General features: G+C 54.3%; 17 protein-coding genes. 7 read left to right on the forward strand and 10 right to left on the reverse strand.

The features are described 5' to 3' along the window. Positions 1–10: 10 nt before the first annotated feature. The 4 genes from ruvC to aspS all read right to left on the reverse strand — a co-directional run bounded on the left by ruvC (position 11) and on the right by aspS (position 3666). Entirely contained in the window at positions 11–532 is a 522-nt protein-coding gene (gene ruvC, locus NA389_RS02205) for a crossover junction endodeoxyribonuclease RuvC (protein ID WP_000022510.1), read from the reverse strand. A gap of 36 nt (positions 533–568) precedes the next feature. After that, on the reverse strand, positions 569–1309 hold the full coding sequence (locus tag NA389_RS02210; protein ID WP_000907242.1) for a YebC/PmpR family DNA-binding transcriptional regulator: 741 nt from the start codon (positions 1307–1309) through the stop codon (positions 569–571). Positions 1310–1338: 29 nt separating this feature from the next. Next, entirely contained in the window at positions 1339–1791 is a 453-nt protein-coding gene (nudB, locus tag NA389_RS02215; RefSeq protein ID WP_000653691.1) for a dihydroneopterin triphosphate diphosphatase, read from the reverse strand. A gap of 102 nt (positions 1792–1893) precedes the next feature. Then, positions 1894–3666 carry an aspartate--tRNA ligase gene (aspS, locus tag NA389_RS02220; RefSeq protein ID WP_001258627.1) on the reverse strand — a complete coding sequence of 591 codons (1773 nt, stop codon included), beginning with the start codon at positions 3664–3666 and terminating at the stop codon, positions 1894–1896. Between the two features lie 324 nt (positions 3667–3990). Here aspS and NA389_RS02225 point away from each other — a divergent pair, with 324 nt between their 5' ends. The 5 genes from NA389_RS02225 to cmoB are packed head-to-tail and all read left to right on the forward strand — an operon-like array spanning position 3991 to position 7572. Beyond that, positions 3991–4557: a hydrolase gene (locus NA389_RS02225; protein ID WP_000916145.1), complete on the forward strand. Its 567-nt coding sequence runs from the start codon at positions 3991–3993 to the stop codon at positions 4555–4557. After that, positions 4554–5372 (forward strand): DUF72 domain-containing protein, encoded by an 819-nt coding sequence (locus NA389_RS02230; RefSeq protein ID WP_000639235.1) that lies wholly within the window; start codon positions 4554–4556, stop codon positions 5370–5372. Before NA389_RS02225 ends, NA389_RS02230 begins: the two co-directional genes overlap by 4 nt. A 52-nt stretch (positions 5373–5424) precedes the next feature. Beyond that, entirely contained in the window at positions 5425–5820 is a 396-nt protein-coding gene (locus tag NA389_RS02235) for an MAPEG family protein (RefSeq protein WP_000252975.1), read from the forward strand. 40 nt (positions 5821–5860) lie between these two features. Next, positions 5861–6604, forward strand: coding sequence for a carboxy-S-adenosyl-L-methionine synthase CmoA (gene cmoA, locus NA389_RS02240; protein ID WP_000019609.1), 744 nt, complete (start codon positions 5861–5863; stop codon positions 6602–6604). Further along, positions 6601–7572, forward strand: coding sequence for a tRNA 5-methoxyuridine(34)/uridine 5-oxyacetic acid(34) synthase CmoB (cmoB, locus tag NA389_RS02245; protein WP_000569026.1), 972 nt, complete (start codon positions 6601–6603; stop codon positions 7570–7572). The genes cmoA and cmoB overlap by 4 nt, the downstream gene beginning before the upstream one ends. Positions 7573–7807: 235 nt before the next feature. Here the strand turns inward: cmoB and cutC are convergent, their stop codons facing one another. Both cutC and NA389_RS02255 read right to left on the reverse strand, forming a co-directional pair. Next, positions 7808–8554 (reverse strand): copper homeostasis protein CutC, encoded by a 747-nt coding sequence (cutC, locus tag NA389_RS02250; protein WP_001185779.1) that lies wholly within the window; start codon positions 8552–8554, stop codon positions 7808–7810. A 19-nt stretch (positions 8555–8573) separates the two neighbouring features. Next, on the reverse strand, positions 8574–9143 hold the full coding sequence (locus NA389_RS02255; protein WP_438795980.1) for a VOC family protein: 570 nt from the start codon (positions 9141–9143) through the stop codon (positions 8574–8576). Positions 9144–9379: 236 nt separating this feature from the next. On the opposite strand from NA389_RS02255, the gene argS reads away from it, so the two are divergent. Then, positions 9380–11113, forward strand: coding sequence for an arginine--tRNA ligase (argS, locus tag NA389_RS02260; protein WP_001025375.1), 1734 nt, complete (start codon positions 9380–9382; stop codon positions 11111–11113). Between the two features lie 188 nt (positions 11114–11301). Further along, positions 11302–13173 carry a penicillin-binding protein 2 gene (mrdA, locus tag NA389_RS02265; protein ID WP_000142867.1) on the forward strand — a complete coding sequence of 624 codons (1872 nt, stop codon included), beginning with the start codon at positions 11302–11304 and terminating at the stop codon, positions 13171–13173. Positions 13174–13226: 53 nt separating this feature from the next. Here the strand turns inward: mrdA and bglB are convergent, their stop codons facing one another. The 4 genes from bglB to flhB all read right to left on the reverse strand — a co-directional run bounded on the left by bglB (position 13227) and on the right by flhB (position 18217). Beyond that, a complete protein-coding gene (bglB, locus tag NA389_RS02270; protein ID WP_000989906.1) occupies positions 13227–14366 on the reverse strand; it encodes a beta-galactosidase BglB in 1140 nt (379 codons plus the stop codon). A gap of 236 nt (positions 14367–14602) precedes the next feature. Further along, positions 14603–14995 (reverse strand): flagellar protein FlhE, encoded by a 393-nt coding sequence (flhE, locus tag NA389_RS02275; protein WP_001233619.1) that lies wholly within the window; start codon positions 14993–14995, stop codon positions 14603–14605. Further along, complete coding sequence (flhA, locus tag NA389_RS02280; protein ID WP_000002386.1) at positions 14995–17073, reverse strand: flagellar biosynthesis protein FlhA; 2079 nt, start codon at positions 17071–17073, stop codon at positions 14995–14997. The genes flhE and flhA overlap by 1 nt, the downstream gene beginning before the upstream one ends. Next, the gene (gene flhB, locus NA389_RS02285; RefSeq protein WP_000797083.1) at positions 17066–18217 is read right to left on the reverse strand and encodes a flagellar biosynthesis protein FlhB; all 1152 of its coding nucleotides are present in this window, start codon (positions 18215–18217) and stop codon (positions 17066–17068) included. Before flhB ends, flhA begins: the two co-directional genes overlap by 8 nt. Positions 18218–18252: the final 35 nt, after the last annotated feature.

Consider the following 18252-nt stretch of genomic DNA (forward strand, 5'->3'; position numbering starts at 1 on the left):
TGCATTTACATCAGCGCATTCTCCCACGCGCTAAATTCAGCCGCGATTCGCTCATTTGCATCGCGTTCTGGCTAACGTGGCAATGCGTAATGGCGATAGCCAGCGCATCTGCGGCGTCTGCCTGCGGGTTAGCGGGCAGTTTGAGCAACGTGCGCACCATATGCTGAACCTGGCTTTTTTCCGCGCTACCAATACCGACGACGGTTTGCTTCACCTGACGCGCCGCGTATTCAAACACGGGCAGTTCCTGGTTGACCGCGGCGACAATCGCGACGCCGCGCGCCTGTCCCAGCTTGAGGGCTGAGTCGGCATTTTTCGCCATAAACACCTGTTCGATAGCAAAATAGTCCGGCTGGAACTGCGTGATGATTTCCGTCACGCCTGCGTATATAAGCTTCAAACGAGACGGCAAATCATCGACTTTGGTGCGAATACATCCGCTGCCCAGATAGGTCAGTTGTCTGCCTACCTGGCGGATAACGCCATAACCGGTAATGCGCGAGCCGGGGTCAATACCGAGAATAATCGACACGCTATACCCCCTGCCCGCCGGCGTTTAACAGCACCATTACAGGGTCGCCGCCACCTCATCAGAGATCTCACCGTTATGGTAGACTTCCTGAACATCGTCACAGTCTTCCAGCATATCGATCAGACGTAGCAGTTTCGGCGCGGTTTCCGCATCCATATCCGCTTTAGTTGACGGGATCATGGACACTTCGGCGCTGTCTGCTTTCAGACCCGCCGCTTCCAGCGCGTCACGCACTTTGCCCATCTCTTCCCAGGCAGTGTAAACATCAATCGCGCCATCATCATAGGTCACAACATCTTCCGCGCCGGCTTCCAGAGCGGCTTCCATGATGGTGTCTTCATCGCCTTTCTCAAAGGAGATGACCCCTTTCTTACTGAACAGGTACGCCACTGAGCCATCGGTACCCAGATTACCGCCGCACTTGCTGAAAGCATGACGCACTTCCGCTACGGTACGGTTACGGTTGTCGCTCAGACACTCAATCATAATGGCCGTACCGCCAGGACCATAACCTTCATAGATGATGGTTTCCATGTTCGAGTCTTCATCACCGCCCACACCGCGAGCGATGGCGCGGTTCAGAGTGTCGCGGGTCATGTTGTTGGCCAGCGCTTTATCTACGGCCGCGCGCAGACGCGGGTTGGCATCCGGATCGCCGCCGCCCAATTTAGCTGCCGTTACCAGTTCACGAATAATTTTAGTGAAGATTTTACCGCGCTTGGCATCCTGCGCAGCTTTACGATGTCTGGTGTTGGCCCATTTACTATGACCTGCCATAAATATTTCCTCAAAAAAAGCGAGCCTTTTCAGGCGACGTTAATGACAAACTCTTCAATCGCTTGCCGGTTACTCCAGGACTTGGTAAGCGCCGCCGCGTCAGGCGCATCAAGCCACTGGTACGTCAGATGTTCAGTGAATATCACCTGCCGCTCATGCGGTAACGCAAGGCAGAACCAGAATTCTGTATTGTGCATGACGCCCGGCGCATAGCGATGACGTAAATGTGAAAAAATTTCAAACTCCACCGTACGTTGGCAGTCGATTAAGGTCAGTTGCTCTGCCGCAACATCAATCGTGACCTCTTCTTTGACTTCACGTACGGCGGCCTGCAACGCGGTCTCCCCTTCTTCTATGCTGCCAGTCACTGACTGCCAAAAAGCCGGGTCATCGCGTCGCTGCAACATTAGCACCCGTTTCGTATCCTGCGCGAAAATAACCACCAGGACCGAAACGGGGCGCTTGTACACTTTATCCTTCACGCGACCTCGTTGTTGGCTGTTGGGTGACGCCGCGCATTGATGAGACTCCCCCTTGCGGGCCGCCGCGATATCACGCGAATGATGTCGTGTACATTGTTCATATCAGTTATTCTCGGCTTTCTTCACAACCTGAATCCCTAACTCCGTCAACGCTGCCTGGTTGGCGAAACTCGGCGCTTCGGTCATCAGACACGCGGCGGCGGTCGTTTTCGGGAAGGCGATAACATCACGAATATTATCGGTGCCGGTCAACAGCATGGTCAGACGGTCCAGACCAAACGCCAGGCCCGCATGCGGCGGCGTACCGTATTTCAACGCATCCAACAGGAAGCCGAACTTCTCGCGCTGCTCCTGCTCATTGATACCGAGAATACCAAATACGGTTTGCTGCATTTCACCGTTGTGAATACGCACCGAACCGCCGCCCACTTCATAGCCGTTAATCACCATATCGTAAGCGTTAGCGACGGCTTCTTCCGGCGCAGTTTTCAGTTCAGACGCCGTCATGTCACGCGGAGCGGTAAACGGATGGTGCATCGCGGTCAGACCGCCTTCGCCGTCGTCTTCGAACATCGGGAAGTCAATCACCCACAGCGGCGCCCATTTGTCTTCGTCGGTCAGGTTCAGGTCTTTGCCCAGTTTCAGACGCAGCGCGCCCAGCGCATCGGCAACCACTTTTTTGTTATCTGCGCCGAAGAAGATCATGTCGCCGTCCTGCGCGCCGGTACGTTCAAGGATAGCGTCGACGATGTCGGCGGTCAGGAACTTGGCCACCGGACTGTTAATCCCGTCCAGACCTTTCGCGCGTTCGTTAACTTTGATATACGCCAGGCCCTTCGCGCCGTAGATCTTAACAAAGTTACCGTAATCGTCGATCTGCTTACGACTAAGCTGTGCGCCGCCAGGCACACGCAGTGCTGCCACGCGGCCTTTCGGATCGTTAGCCGGGCCCGCGAAGACCGCGAACTCTACCGATTTCAGCAGGTCAGCGACATCTACCAGCTCCATCGGGTTACGCAGGTCTGGTTTGTCGGAACCGTAGCGACGTTCCGCTTCGGCAAACGTCATGACCGGGAAATCCCCCAGATCCACGCCTTTCACTTCCAGCCACAAATGGCGCACCAGCGCTTCCATCACTTCGCGCACCTGTGGCGCGGTCATGAAGGAGGTCTCGACGTCGATCTGAGTAAACTCCGGCTGACGGTCAGCACGTAAGTCTTCATCACGGAAGCATTTGACTATCTGATAGTAACGGTCGAAACCGGACATCATCAGGAGCTGTTTGAACAGCTGCGGCGACTGCGGCAGCGCGTAGAATTTACCTTTGTGCACGCGCGAAGGCACCAGATAGTCGCGCGCGCCTTCCGGCGTGGCTTTGGTCAGCATCGGCGTTTCAATATCAAGGAAACCGTGATCGTCCATAAAACGACGCACCAGGCTGGTAATTTTGGCGCGGGTTTTCAGGCGCTGCGCCATTTCCGGACGACGCAAATCCAGATAGCGGTACTTGAGACGCGCCTCTTCGGTATTAACGTGGTTAGCGTCAAGCGGCAGTGAGTCTGCGCGGTTGATGATAGTGAGAGAGGACGCCAGCACTTCAATTTCGCCGGTCGCCATATCCGCATTGACGTTTTTCGCGTCACGCGCACGCACGGTGCCCGTAACCTGAATGCAGAACTCATTACGCAGTTCAGAGGCCAGCTTTAACGCGTCCGCACGATCCGGATCGAAGAACACCTGCACAATACCTTCGCGGTCGCGCATATCGATAAAGATCAGGCTGCCAAGATCACGACGACGGTTGACCCAACCACACAGAGTCACCTGCTGCCCCACGTGGGACAGACGTAGCTGTCCGCAATATTCTGTACGCATGAGATATCCCTTAACTTAGCCGCAGGCGGATTGTTGCCTGCCATGCAGGCGACGAAGTCGCAGCTTTAGCTGTATGTCACAACTGGATGAAAAAAGGCGGCTATTATACTGGAAATTCTGCCGCACGATAAGAGTCAATCCAGCATGGGAGCGATAACTTGCCCGTTTCATGCGGTATCGACACTTGGTTCATACTGACTGTACCCGGGTTTTTCACGCGGGTATTGCGTATGCTCACAAAAATTAACAATATTTGTCGCCGCTTTCCTCTTTAATCGCGCTTAAGGTGTAGTGAAATCCGCTATTTTTAGGAGAGTGATTATCATGCTGAAACTCAACGCGACCACAACCGCCCTGGTGGTTATTGATTTACAGGAAGGAATTCTTCCGTTTGCCGGCGGCCCGTATACGGCAAATGAGGTGGTCGCCCGCGCCGCGCGGCTGGCGGAAAAGTGTCGCGCCAACGGCTCACCCGTGGTTATGGTACGCGTCGGATGGTCTGATGATTATGCCGAAGCGTTAAAACAGCCGGTGGATGCCGCAACGCCTGCGCACGCATTGCCGGAAAACTGGTGGACCTGGCCTACGGCATTGGGTAAAAAGGACAGCGATCTGGAAGTGACTAAACGCCAGTGGGGCGCGTTTTACGGCACCGACCTGGAATTACAGCTTCGCCGCCGGGGTATCGACACCATCATATTGTGCGGGATCTCAACCAATATCGGCGTCGAATCCACAGCGCGTAACGCCTGGGAGTTGGGATTTAACCTTATTATTGCCGAAGATGCCTGTAGCGCCGCCAGCAGTGAGCAGCATCAGAGCAGTATGACGCATATTTTCCCGCGCATTAGCCGGGTAAGCAGCGTAGAGGATATTTTAAACGCCTTATGATCTACATTGGCTTGCCGCAATGGTCGCACCCGAAATGGGCGCGGCTCGGCATCACCAGTCTGGAAGAGTATGCCCGCCACTTTAACTGCGTGGAGGGCAACACCACGCTTTACGCGCTACCGAAAGCGGAAATTGTCGATCGCTGGTATGCGCAAACTACGGACGATTTCCGTTTTTGCTTTAAATTTCCCGCCACCATTTCTCACCAGGCCGCGCTGCGCCATTGCGACGATCTGGTACAGGCGTTTTTTACCCGGCTGGAGCCGCTAGAAACGCGTATTGGCCAATACTGGCTGCAGTTGCCCGCCGCCTTTGGACCGCGCGATCTCCCCGCCTTATGGCAGTTTCTTGATGCGCTCCCCGCCACGTTTACCTATGGCGTAGAAGTTCGTCATCCGTGTTTTTTTGACAAAGGTGAGGATGAACAGCGGCTCAATCGCGGGTTACACGCGCGCGGCGTAAACCGCGTGATCCTGGATAGTCGTCCGGTACATGCCGCCCATCCCCACAGCGAGGCCGTCCGCGACGCGCAGCGAAAAAAACCCAAAGTCCCGGTACATGCGGTCGTGACGGCCAGCCACCCGATGGTACGTTTTATCGGTAGCGACAATATGGCGCAAAACCGTGAGTTTTTCGCCGCCTGGTTGCAGAAACTCCCGCAGTGGCGGCAGACCACCACGCCTTTTCTGTTTTTACATACTCCGGATATCGCGCAGGCGCCGGAACTGGTGAATACGCTTTGGCATGATTTACGCAGCGTCTTACCGGAAATCGGCACTGCTCCGTCCATTCCACAGCAATCTTCTCTTTTCTGAAAATGCCCCCTATCATAGACAGTGCCATCAGCCATTTTAAAAGGGAGTTTGTATGGTAAGCGCGCTGTATGCCGTTTTGGGTGCGTTATTATTAATGAAGTTCTCTTTTAATGTCGTTCGCTTGCGAATGCAGTACCGTGTCGCCTATGGCGACGGCGGTTTTAGCGAATTGCAAAGCGCCATCCGTATTCATGGCAACGCGGTGGAATATATTCCTGTCGCGCTGGTGCTACTGCTGTTTATGGAAATGAACGGCGCCGAAACGTGGATGGTGCATATCTGCGGCATCATTTTAATCGCCGGTCGGCTGATGCATTATTACGGTTTTCACCACCGCCTGTTCCGCTGGCGGCGGGCGGGGATGAGCGCGACCTGGTGCGCATTGTTGCTGATGGTGCTGGCAAACCTGTGGTATATGCCCTGGGAGTTGGTTTTCTCCCTGTATTAGCGCACAATATGCGCCTTTATTTTTCCCGGATGTATACGTTATGTCTCACCGCGACACGCTTTTTTCTGCGCCTATCGCCCGTCTCGGCGACTGGACTTTTGATGAACGAGTAGCCGAAGTTTTTCCCGACATGATTCAGCGTTCGGTACCAGGCTACTCCAACATCATCTCCATGATTGGCATGTTGGCTGAACGCTTTGTGCAGCCGAACACGCAGGTCTACGATCTGGGCTGCTCGCTGGGCGCCGCGACGCTGTCTGTTCGGCGTAATATCCGCCATGAGCATTGTCGCATTATCGCCGTCGATAACTCCCCGGCCATGATTGAACGCTGCCGCCGCCATATTGATGCATATAAAGCGCCAACGCCGGTTGAAGTTGTTGAAGGCGATATCCGCGATATCACTATTGAAAACGCCTCGATGGTGGTGCTGAATTTTACCCTGCAATTCCTTGAACCTGCCGAACGCCAGGCATTGCTGGATAAGATTTACCTGGGGTTGAATCCCGGCGGCGCGCTGGTACTGTCGGAAAAATTTAGCTTTGAAGACGCGAAAGTGGGCGAGCTGTTATTCAACATGCACCACGATTTTAAACGCGCTAATGGGTACAGCGAACTGGAGATCAGCCAGAAGCGCAGTATGCTGGAAAACGTGATGCTCACCGACTCGGTGGAAACACATAAAGCGCGCCTGCGTCAGGCGGGTTTCGAACACAGTGAACTGTGGTTCCAGTGCTTTAATTTCGGGTCGCTTGTCGCGTTAAAAGCCGGAGTTGCCGCATGATCGAGTTTGGTAACTTTTATCAGCTCATTGCTAAAAATCATCTCTCCCACTGGCTGGAAACATTGCCCGCGCAGATTGCCGCCTGGCAACGCGAGCAGCAGCATGGCTTGTTTAAACAGTGGTCGAACGCGGTAGAATTTTTACCGGAAATTACGCCCTGGCGGCTGGATTTACTGCACAGTGTCACGGCGGAAAGCGAAACGCCGCTCAGCGAAGGTCAGCTAAAGCGTATTGATACATTGCTGCGTAATCTGATGCCGTGGCGTAAAGGCCCGTTCTCGCTTTATGGCGTAGATATTGATACCGAATGGCGCTCCGACTGGAAGTGGGATCGCGTACTGCCGCATCTGTCAGATTTAACCGGCCGGACGATCCTTGATGTCGGCTGCGGCAGCGGCTATCACCTGTGGCGGATGATTGGCGCAGGCGCACATCTGGCGGTCGGCATCGATCCTACGCAGCTTTTCCTCTGCCAGTTTGAGGCGGTGCGTAAACTGCTGGGTAACGATCAGCGCGCGCATCTGCTGCCGTTGGGCATTGAACAACTCCCGGCGCTGAAAGCATTTGATACCGTCTTCTCGATGGGGGTGCTTTATCACCGTCGCTCGCCGCTGGAGCATCTGTGGCAGTTAAAAGATCAGTTGGTCAACGAGGGTGAACTGGTACTGGAAACGCTGGTCGTCGACGGCGACGAAAATACCGTTTTGGTGCCCGGGGATCGCTACGCGCAGATGCGTAATGTCTATTTTATTCCTTCCGCGCCGGCATTAAAAAAATGGCTGGAAAAATGCGGCTTTATTGATGTGCGTATCGCTGACGTTTGCGTCACTACCACCGAAGAGCAGCGCCGTACCGAGTGGATGGTTACCGAGTCGCTGGCCGATTTTCTTGACCCGAACGATCGCAGCAAGACGGTGGAAGGCTATCCCGCCCCGCAGCGCGCGGTGCTGATTGCGCGTAAACCGTGATGGATTGCCGAATGACCGTTACGTATAGCACCGTTTCTCCAAAATAGTTCAAGTTGCAGCAAGGCGGCAACGCAGCAAATCCCCGGGAACGTAGGTAGCTACGTGACCGGGGTGCGCGAGGCGGCCAACGCTGCTGCGGCTTGAAATATGAAGGAGAAAAAAAGGCCCCTGTTGAATTGGCAGGGGCCTGGTACGAGCAAGCATCATATTGGGCGACATGATGCAACGGTAAAAATCATTTGGCCTGATGGCGAACAATGATTCCTTTCATTTCAGCGACCGCCGCACCCTCTACCCTATAGCGAGAATACTCGTCCGCCTGTATATCGGCAGACATCGATAACCCCTGATTGCGATAGCGCATCGGCGAAGGCAGTAAGACTCCGGCGGAACTGTGTACTTCCCGTACTCCGGCATCGAGGAAATTCTGCAGGTTATTTGCACGAACCCCCGCACCAGCCATAATGATTGGAGCATCCCCCTGGGCAATAAGTTCCATAATTATTGATAAACCTTGCGCCGCATCGGCTTTTTGCCCGGAAGTCAGTACTCTTGCTACGCCTGCGTCAGCCAGATTCTTTAGCGCATTGAAGGGATTAGCGCACATATCGAAGGCGCGGTGGAATGTTACCGCCAGCGGTCCGGCCGCCGCCATTATTTTTTCCATTCGCGACATATCGACATCCCCATCAACGGTCAACACGCCAGTAACCAGCCCGGGAAAACCCAACTCTCTGACGAGGCGGATATCTTCCAGCATGGCGGCAAATTCGCCGTCAGTGTAGTAAAAATCCCCGCCGCGAGGACGAATAATCGGATGTACGGGAATCGTAATATGCTCGCGTACGCTGCGTAAGACGCCCAGCGAAGGCGTAAGCCCGCCTTCTTTCGGCGCGGCGCACAGTTCGATACGATCCGCGCCGTTTCGCTGCGCGGTGAGCGCGCATTCCATGCTGTAACAACAGATCTCAAGTAACGCCATATTCACTCCGCTCGGCAGGTTAATGGGCCGCCTGTTCGCTGGCGACAATCGCTTCAATCGACCATGGATGAAATTTTACCGTGACGCGGCCATCGGTCACGGCCAGCGTAGGGTTTGGCAAACGTTCATGCTCGTCCTGTGGCGAACTGGTTTTAACCACTATCCCCGGCTGACTAAGCCCCTCATCCGACAACAATGCGAGAGCCCGCGCGTTCAAGGTCTCCGGCTCGCCGGGCAGCACGATTTCAATATGCTCCCACCCTTCGTGTGGATAGCGTTTTTCTCCCGGCCACGGTAATTCAATAACAGAAAACCGCCAGTGTTCTACACATACCGGTTCATGCAGTTTAAACAGACAAATCGGCCTGCCGTTGATGATATTTTCCGACAGTAGCTCGCCGCATTGTTCAAAACCGCGACGCCAACGCTCCGCCGTCGTATTCTGGTGACAGCGCAATGAAATGTGATCGGCCTCAAGGGCGCTGATCTGCAGACCAAGGCGAGTGGAAAGTTCTCTGAACGCCAGAGTGAATCGCGGTAAATCTGCGGAAATATCATGCAGTTCATCAATGTGTTGCCAGTTCGCCATATCAGGACGCTCTTCTTGCTGTGAAAACCGCTAATTTACGCTGTTGCGCCCCGGCAACCAACCTTTGATTTGATTGGGCGTTTATTGAATGCTTATGCAGATTATTGTTGCGTATATTTCAGGCGACGCGCCGCGCGCGCAATGCTGACGCCAACGGGCATTTGCAGTATACTCCCGCCCTAATTCTTAAACTGGCGCGGGTAATACAGCCCGCTTCATAAACGTAAGGTATTCCGGTGAATATTCAGGCTCTTCTCTCAGAAAAAGTTAGTCAGGCCATGATTGCTGCAGGCGCGCCTGCAGATTGCGAGCCCCAGGTTCGTCAGTCAGCCAAAGTTCAGTTCGGCGACTATCAGGCCAACGGCGTGATGGCAGTTGCGAAAAAACTGGGTATGGCCCCCCGACAACTTGCAGAGCAGGTGCTGACTCATCTGGATCTCAGCGGCATCGCCAGCAAGGTTGAAATCGCCGGCCCTGGCTTTATCAATATTTTCCTCGAACCGGCTTTTCTCGCTGAACAGGTGCAGCAGGCGCTGGCCTCCGATCGTCTGGGCGTTTCTCAGCCGACTCGCCAGACGATTGTCGTCGACTACTCCGCGCCCAACGTCGCGAAAGAGATGCACGTTGGTCATCTACGCTCCACGATTATCGGCGATGCGGCTGTGCGCACGCTGGAGTTTCTGGGCCATCATGTTATTCGCGCTAACCACGTCGGCGACTGGGGCACCCAGTTCGGTATGCTGATCGCCTGGCTGGAAAAACAGCAGCAGGAAAACGCGGGCGACATGGCGCTGGCGGATCTTGAAGGATTTTACCGCGATGCGAAAAAGCATTATGACGAAGATGAAGCGTTTGCCGAGCGCGCGCGTAACTACGTCGTCAAATTGCAGAGCGGTGATGCCTATTTCCGTGAGATGTGGCGTAAGCTGGTTGACATCACGATGACGCAAAACCAGATCACCTATGATCGCCTGAACGTCACTTTGACGCGTGACGATGTGATGGGCGAAAGTCTGTATAATCCGATGCTGCCGGGCATCGTCGCCGATCTGAAAGCCAAAGGCCTGGCGGTTGAAAGCGAGGGCGCAACGGTGGTTTTCCTTGATGAGTTTAAAAACAAGGAAGGCGACCCGATGGGCGTCATTATTCAGAAGAAAGATGGCGGTTATCTGTATACCACTACCGATATCGCCTGCGCCAAATACCGTTACGAAACGCTGCACGCCGACCGCGTGCTCTACTACATTGACTCCCGTCAGCACCAACACCTGATGCAAGCCTGGACTATTGTGCGCAAAGCCGGTTATGTACCGGATTCCGTTCCGCTGGAACACCACATGTTCGGCATGATGTTGGGTAAAGACGGTAAACCGTTTAAAACTCGCGCGGGCGGTACGGTGAAACTGGCGGATCTGTTGGATGAGGCGCTGGAGCGCGCGCGTCGTCTGGTGGCGGAGAAGAACCCGGATATGCCGGCTGACGAGCTGGAAAAACTGGCTAACGCCGTCGGTATTGGCGCGGTGAAATACGCCGATCTGTCAAAAAACCGCACCACTGACTATATCTTCGACTGGGATAATATGTTGGCTTTCGAAGGCAATACCGCTCCTTATATGCAGTATGCCTATACGCGTGTGCTGTCTGTTTTCCGTAAAGCGGACATCGACGAGCAGGCGCTGGCGAGCGCGCCGGTTATCATTAGCGAAGATCGCGAAGCGCAACTCGCTGCCCGTCTGCTGCAGTTTGAAGAAACCCTGACGGTGGTCGCGCGTGAAGGTACGCCGCACGTCATGTGTGCGTATCTGTATGACGTCGCCGGGCTGTTCTCCGGCTTCTACGAGCACTGCCCTATTCTCAGCGCCGAGAATGATGCGGTTCGCAATAGCCGCCTAAAACTGGCGCAACTGACGGCGAAGACGCTGAAACTGGGTCTGGATACGTTGGGTATCGAAACCGTAGAACGCATGTAAACGCGTCGTCGTTAACATCATCAGGCCTGATTCCGGGGAACGGACTCAGGCCTTTTTATTGCCACAGCGGTATATCTGTAACAAATCACAAGGAATGACACATTTCTATAGAGAGATGGAACATCTTTTACCTGTGCTGGCGCTGACCGCCCCGTATCATTAGGCGGCGGATTGTTCAGGTACAGGTAATGACTTTTAAAGACTTTGATGCGGAAGAGAAACTCTTCCTGAGACGTGTGATTGTGGCGTTTGGTGTAGTGGTTGTCTGCTTTGGTATCCTGATCTTCAACCTCTATAACTTGCAAATCCGTCAGCACCACTACTACACCACCCGTTCGAATGAGAACGATATCAAGATGCTACCCGTCGCGCCCACGCGCGGCATTATTTACGATCGCAACGGCATTCCGCTGGTGCGTAACGTAACCTGGTATGATATCGCGGTTACGCCCTATAAAATTGCCGATATGGATGCGCTGCTAAAACAGCTCACCCCTATTGTTGATCTCTCCCCCGATGATATCGCCGACTTTCGCCGTGCGCTAAAATCCAGTAGCCGCTATCGTCCGGTGGTGCTCAAAAACGCGCTAACGGATGTTGAAATCGCACGCTTTGCGGTCAATCAGTTTCATTTCAACGGCGTCACGATCAATAGCTATCAGGATCGGCAGTATCCTTACGGCGCGGAGCTGGCGCATGTTCTCGGTTACGTGTCAAAGATAAACGATAACGACCTTAAAGCGCTGGATAAAAAAGGGCTGGCAGAGAATTACGCGGCGGACCATAACATCGGTAAACAGGGGATTGAGCGTTACTACGAAAACGATCTTCATGGCAAAACCGGTTATCAGGAGGTCGAGGTGGATAATCACGGGCGTATTGTCCGCCTGCTGAAAGACGTTCCTCCCATCGCGGGTAAGAATATTCACCTGACGCTGGATCTCCATTTACAAGAGTACATTGAAAGTTTGCTGGCCGGGCAGCGTGCTGCCGTACTGGTTGAAGATCCGCACGATGGTTCAGTGCTGGCGATGGTATCTATGCCCAGCTACGACCCGAACCCCTTTGTAAAAGGCATTAGCTATCAGGATTACGGCAAACTGCTGCACGATAAAAATCTGCCGCTGATCAACCGCGTGACGCAAGGGCTTTATCCCCCGGCGTCAACGGTTAAACCCTATATGGCGATGTCCGCGCTGTTATGCGGGATTATTACGCCGCAAACCACCTTCTTTGGCGCGCCAACCTGGACGCTTCCCGGCACGCAGCGACATTACCGGGACTGGAAAAAAACCGGACACGGTATGCTGGATGTCACTAAAGCGATTGAGGAATCTGCGGATACCTTTTTCTATCAGGTCGCTTATATGATGGGTATTGACCGTATCGACACGATGTTGTCTCAGTTCGGCTATGGCAAACCGACGGGCATCGACCTAAATGAAGAGTATGACGGGCTGCTTCCCAGCCGCGCATGGAAACAGCGGGTCCATAAAAAAGCCTGGTATCAGGGCGATACCATCTCTGTCGGCATCGGCCAGGGTTACTGGATTGCCACCCCCATCCAGATGGTAAAAGCGATGGTGGCGCTCATCAACAACGGTAAGGTGATTGCCCCTCACCTGTTACTCAATGAAGAGAGCGGCAAAACGGTGGTTCCGTATCGCCCTTCAGGAACACCGGCACAGATAGCCGATCCGGCGTCGCCATACTGGGGACTGGTGCGTCAGGCGATGTATGGCATGGCGAATGCACCCAACGGAACGGGCTATAAGTTCTTTCACACAGCGCCCTACGGCATTGCGGCCAAAAGCGGCACGTCGCAGGTATTTAGCCTGAAAGAAAATCAGACCTACAACGCGAAAATGATCCCCATTCGCCTGCGCGATCATGTGTTTTATACCGCTTTTGCACCGTATAAAAACCCTAAGGTCGCTATTGCCTTGATTCTGGAAAACGGCGGAAGCGACGGCGTTACCGCCGCGCCCATCATGCGAAAAATCCTTGACCACCTGTTTGATCCACAGGCTGATACCACGCAGCCAGGTCAGGTGCCATAGTCAAATAAGCAAAGCGCCATCAGACAAGGATACGCCCGGAATATCCGCATACATCAGAAATAGTTACGCAGATATTCCGTCAAACACAGCATTGCCATCACCTGCCCGTAAGGCATAGAGGTCAACGGAATGTGACGGTAAAAATCGAGATCGTGGCCCATGCCAGTGCCAAATGACGTTTGCAGCAGTTCGCCTTCCGGCGAGATATGTTTCACTATCCCCCGAATAGCTTGTTCCGCCACCTGCGCATAGTGCCGTTCGACATAGCGTTTGCGCACCGCTTTAAGAATACCGTAGGCAAAACCCGCCGTCGCCGACGCCTCAAGATAAGAGTGCGGATCGTCAAGCAGCGTATGCCACAAACCGCTTTCATCCTGACATTTCGCCAGCGCGGCGATCTGCGCATTCAGTACCTGGATCAGGTAACGGCGCACGGCATTATTTTCCGGCAAGTCCAGCAGTTCAAGAAAATCCGGGATCACAATGGTCAGCCAACTGTTGCCGCGCGCCCAGCGAGCGTTAGCGAAGTTATGATGACCGTCATAGCTCCAGCCGTGGAACCACAGCCCCGTCTCTTTATCCATCAAATTCTGCACGTGTAGCAGGAACTGATAGGTTGCCTCTTCCACATATTCCGGCCGGTTCAGCAGCTTACCGATTTTCGCCAGCGGCAGCACCGTCATCATTAGCGTGTCGTCCCACATCTGCTGATGATTTTCCTCCGCCAGCGTGATGTGCTGCATTCCGCCGTGATCGGTACGGGGCATTTCATTCATCGCCCATTCGGCCCACGTTTCCAGCCACGGTAAATACGCTGGATTACGCGTCTCTTCATAGCGATACGCCAGCGTTAAAAATGGCGCCATCGTATTAACGTTTTTCGTCGTCGCGCCTTCCGCAAAACGATCGGCAAACCAGTCATCAATGATCTTACGCATCGTCTGGTCGCCGGTCTGTTGGTAATAGTGATACATTCCGTACAGGCCCACGCCGTGCGTCCACTCCCATCCGGCCCAGCCTTTAGTATCGATCACGCGTCCGTCGTCCAGTCGCAATAAAAATTCGCCTGTCTCATCTTTAATATTGACCAGGTTATGCGTCACCTTTTGCACCAGGGCTTTTAGTTCATCTCTGGCGATAAAATGCTCAGGCTGACGCAATAGCGGACTGTGTTTGACTGGATAAACCATCATTTGCTTAACCTCTGTGTAATGTCGAATTCAGTGCTGCGTGCAGTTTTACCGCCGACGCAGTCGATTCGCTACAGTAAAAGCTAAGCTGGGCGGAAACCTTTTTGTTTCTGCCATTGCCAGAGCGTAAATGGCAAAAACGCAAAGAGTCCGGCAATCTACCTCACCATTTTATAAAACGGCGTTTCTATTTATTCAAAAAGAGAGTCAGGTCTGCTACCTGGCAAAGAAAGGGGCGGTTAGCGGTAGTTCACAATCACCTGATTGCTCCGCACTTTTAACGCCGGGATAAGTCGGCCGCCGCCGGGGACTTCCCAGACAAAGCGGAGCGGCTCGACTGCGGGAACATGAGCAAAACCGTGGGTCGTGCCACTCTGACCATCAAGTTCTACGCAACGGGACTGGGAACATAAACGTACCCGTAAGCCCGCGGGGGTCGGGCCATTCAGTTCATAACGCCAGGCGACCAACGTCATCACACCGGAAACCGGCTGACGCGCCGACAATGGCGAAGACGATGCGGAAACGCCCCGGTAATTTAAGGTTACGCCCATACCGCTATCCTGCCACGCGCCTTCGCCTGCGGCCTGAACCGTCAGGGGAAAGAGCAACAACGCCAGCCATTTACGCATTATTTTCCTCCAATGGTCGCCGTCATGCGGATATGACGGTTATCGGAAAGCTCAAGGTTCGACAACACCACCAGCTGCGGTAAACTGCGCCGCAAAAAGCGGGACAATAATGGACGTAGCGCATGGTTAACCAGCAATACCGGCGGCGCGCCAAGCATTTCCTGGCGAGAAAGCGCCTCTTGCGTCTGCGCCAGCAGGCGATCCGCCAACCCCGGCTCAAGTCCACCGCCGCCCTGCAATGCCTGAAGCAGCAAACGCTCCAGCGCGGTATCCAGGCCAATCACCTGCACTTCTTCATTACCGGGGAACCACTGTTGCGTAATCGCTCGTCCTAATGCCACGCGTACCACGGCGGTTAATTCATGCGGATCGCTTTGTAACGGCGCATGTTCCGCCAGCGTTTCCAGAATAGTGCGCATATCGCGAATCGGGACTTTTTCCGCCAGTAAGTTTTGCAGGACTTTATGTAAAGTCGTGAGGGTCACGACGCCGGGGACCAGATCTTCCGTGAGTTTAGGCATCTCCTGAGAGACACGATCCAACAGTTGCTGCGCTTCCTGGCGGCCAAACAGTTCGGCGGAGAATTGGCCAATCAAGTGGTTAAGGTGCGTCGCCACAACGGTACTGGCTTCAACAACGGTAAAGCCCTGAATTTGCGCCTGCTCTTTCAGGGCGCTTTCAATCCAGATGGCATCAAGGCCAAAAGCTGGATCGACGGTTTTCTCACCCGGTAGCGTTCCCGCCGCCGTGCCGGGGTTAATAGCCAGCCAGCGTCCCGGATAGGCGTCCCCGCTGCCAATCTCTACCCCTTTCATCAAAATACGGTAGCGCGCAGGCTGTAAATCCATATTGTCGCGAATATGGACAACCGGCGGCAGGAACCCCATATCCTGAGCGAATTTTTTACGAATACTGCGAATACGTCCGAGCAATTCGCCATCCTGTTGAAAATCCACCATCGGGATCAGGCGGTAGCCCACTTCCATCCCCAGTGAATCCTCAAGCTGTACGTCATTCCAGGTGGCTTCGACCACCGAGTTATTTTCCGGCATTTTTACCGGCTGCGGCTCCTCCGGCGCTTTTTCTTCACGCCCGCGCAGCCACCATGCCAGGCCGAGCAAAGCGGCGGTAAAGAGTAAAAATACCAGGTTAGGCATTCCTGGCACCATGCCAAGCAGCCCCAGCACCGCCGCCGCCAGCAGCATCACCCTTGGATTACTGAACAGTTGGCCAACCATCTGCTCGCCTACATCCTGATCGGTACTGACGCGGGTCACAATGACGCCCGCCGCCGTGGAGATAACCAGCGCCGGGATCTGGGCGACCAGGCCGTCGCCAATGGTCAGCAGGGTGTAGCTTTCCGCCGCGCTGCCTATGCTCATTCCGTGCTGCAATACGCCGACCAGCAGCCCGCCTACCACGTTAATGACCATGATGAGAATACCGGCGATGGCGTCGCCGCGCACAAATTTACTTGCCCCGTCCATCGAGCCGTAGAAATCGGCTTCCTGAGTAACTTCCGAACGCCGTTTTTTGGCCTCGTCTTCACCAATCAGACCGGCATTAAGATCGGCGTCAATCGCCATTTGCTTGCCGGGCATACCGTCCAGCACAAAGCGCGCGCCGACTTCGGCAATACGTCCGGCACCTTTGGTGATGACCATGAAGTTGATAATGACGAGGATGATAAAAACCACAATCCCGATCGCGAAGTTACCGCCGACCAGGAAATGACCAAACGCCTCCACCACCTTTCCCGCCGCCGCCGCGCCGGTATGCCCTTCCATCAAAATAATGCGCGTTGAGGCTACGTTAAGCGCCAGACGCAGTAGCGTGGTAAACAGCAGAATGGTCGGAAACGCGGCAAAATCCAGAGTACGCTGGGTAAACATCGCCACCAGCAGCACCATAATCGATAGCGCAATATTAAAGGTAAACAATAAGTCGAGGATAAAAGCAGGTAGCGGCAGCACCATCATCGACAAAATCAGCAGAATGAGGATCGGCCCGGCAAGAATTTGCCATTGCGTCGATTTCAGGTTGCTGGGCAGGCGCAGCATCGCGACCAGATTAGCCATCAGTATTCTTCTCGTTCATAAAATCCAGCGCTTCTGGCACCGGAAGGTTCTCAGGTTGTGGAGGACGTTGCCCGCCCGCAAGCCGCCAGCGTTTAAGCTGCCAGACCCAGGCCAACACTTCCGCAACGGCAGCATATAACTGCCCGGGAATTTGCTGACCGATTTCGGCGTGGCGATATAATGCCCGCGCCAGCGGCGGCGCTTCTAAAGCGGGAACCCGATGTTCAGCGCCGATCTCGCGAATGCGCAGCGCTATTAATCCAGCCCCCTTCGCGACCACTTTCGGCGCGCTCATTTTGTTTTCGTCATACTGCAGCGCCACGGAATAGTGCGTCGGGTTAGTGACAATGACGTCCGCTTTCGGCACATCTTCCATCATGCGGCGCTGCGCGGCGGCGCGTTGCATCTGGCGAATTTTGCCCTTAACATGCGGATCGCCTTCGCTCTCTTTAAATTCGTCGCGAATGTCCTGTCGCGACATGCGTAATTTTTTCAGGTGGCTAAAGATCTGGAAAAACACGTCAAATCCCACCATCGGAATCACGCCCAGTACCACCAGTAACGCGCAGAGTCCAACCAGATCCAGCGCATTCCCCATTGCGACGATCGGCGACTCCGCCATCAGACGCATCATTTGCGGCCAGTTATGCCAGAGATAAAAGCCGGTAACGCAGCCGACCAGCGTGGATTTCAACACCGCTTTTAGCAGTTCCGCGCCGGTCTGCGCCGAAAACATGCGCTTAATTCCCGGCAGCGGGTTTAATTTAGAAAATTTTGGCTGTAGCGACTTACCGCTAAAAATCAGGCCGCCAAGCATAACCGGCGAGATAAGCGCCACCAGCACCACGCCCGCGATGAGCGGTAGCAGTGCCATCATCGCCGCTTTAATCAGCAAAATTATCTGCCCCAGGATCAGGTTAGGATCGTTTACCATACGGTGATCGAAGTGCAGGCCTGCTGAGAGCATTCCCGCCAGCTGCCGCGCTAACGACTCGCCGCCGAACCAAATAATACAAACGCCCACCAGCAATATCAGCAGTGAGGTCAGTTCTCTGGAACGGGGGATCTGCCCTTCTTCCCGCGCTTTTTCAAGTCGGTGGGGTGTGGGGGCTTCTGTTTTGTCGTCGTCGCTCTCTTCTGCCACGCAGCAAACCCTGGATAGATTGATAAGCGAGAATG

The sequence above is a fragment of the Salmonella sp. NW645 genome, from assembly GCF_051703725.1.
GTDB classification, from domain to species: domain Bacteria; phylum Pseudomonadota; class Gammaproteobacteria; order Enterobacterales; family Enterobacteriaceae; genus Salmonella; species Salmonella enterica.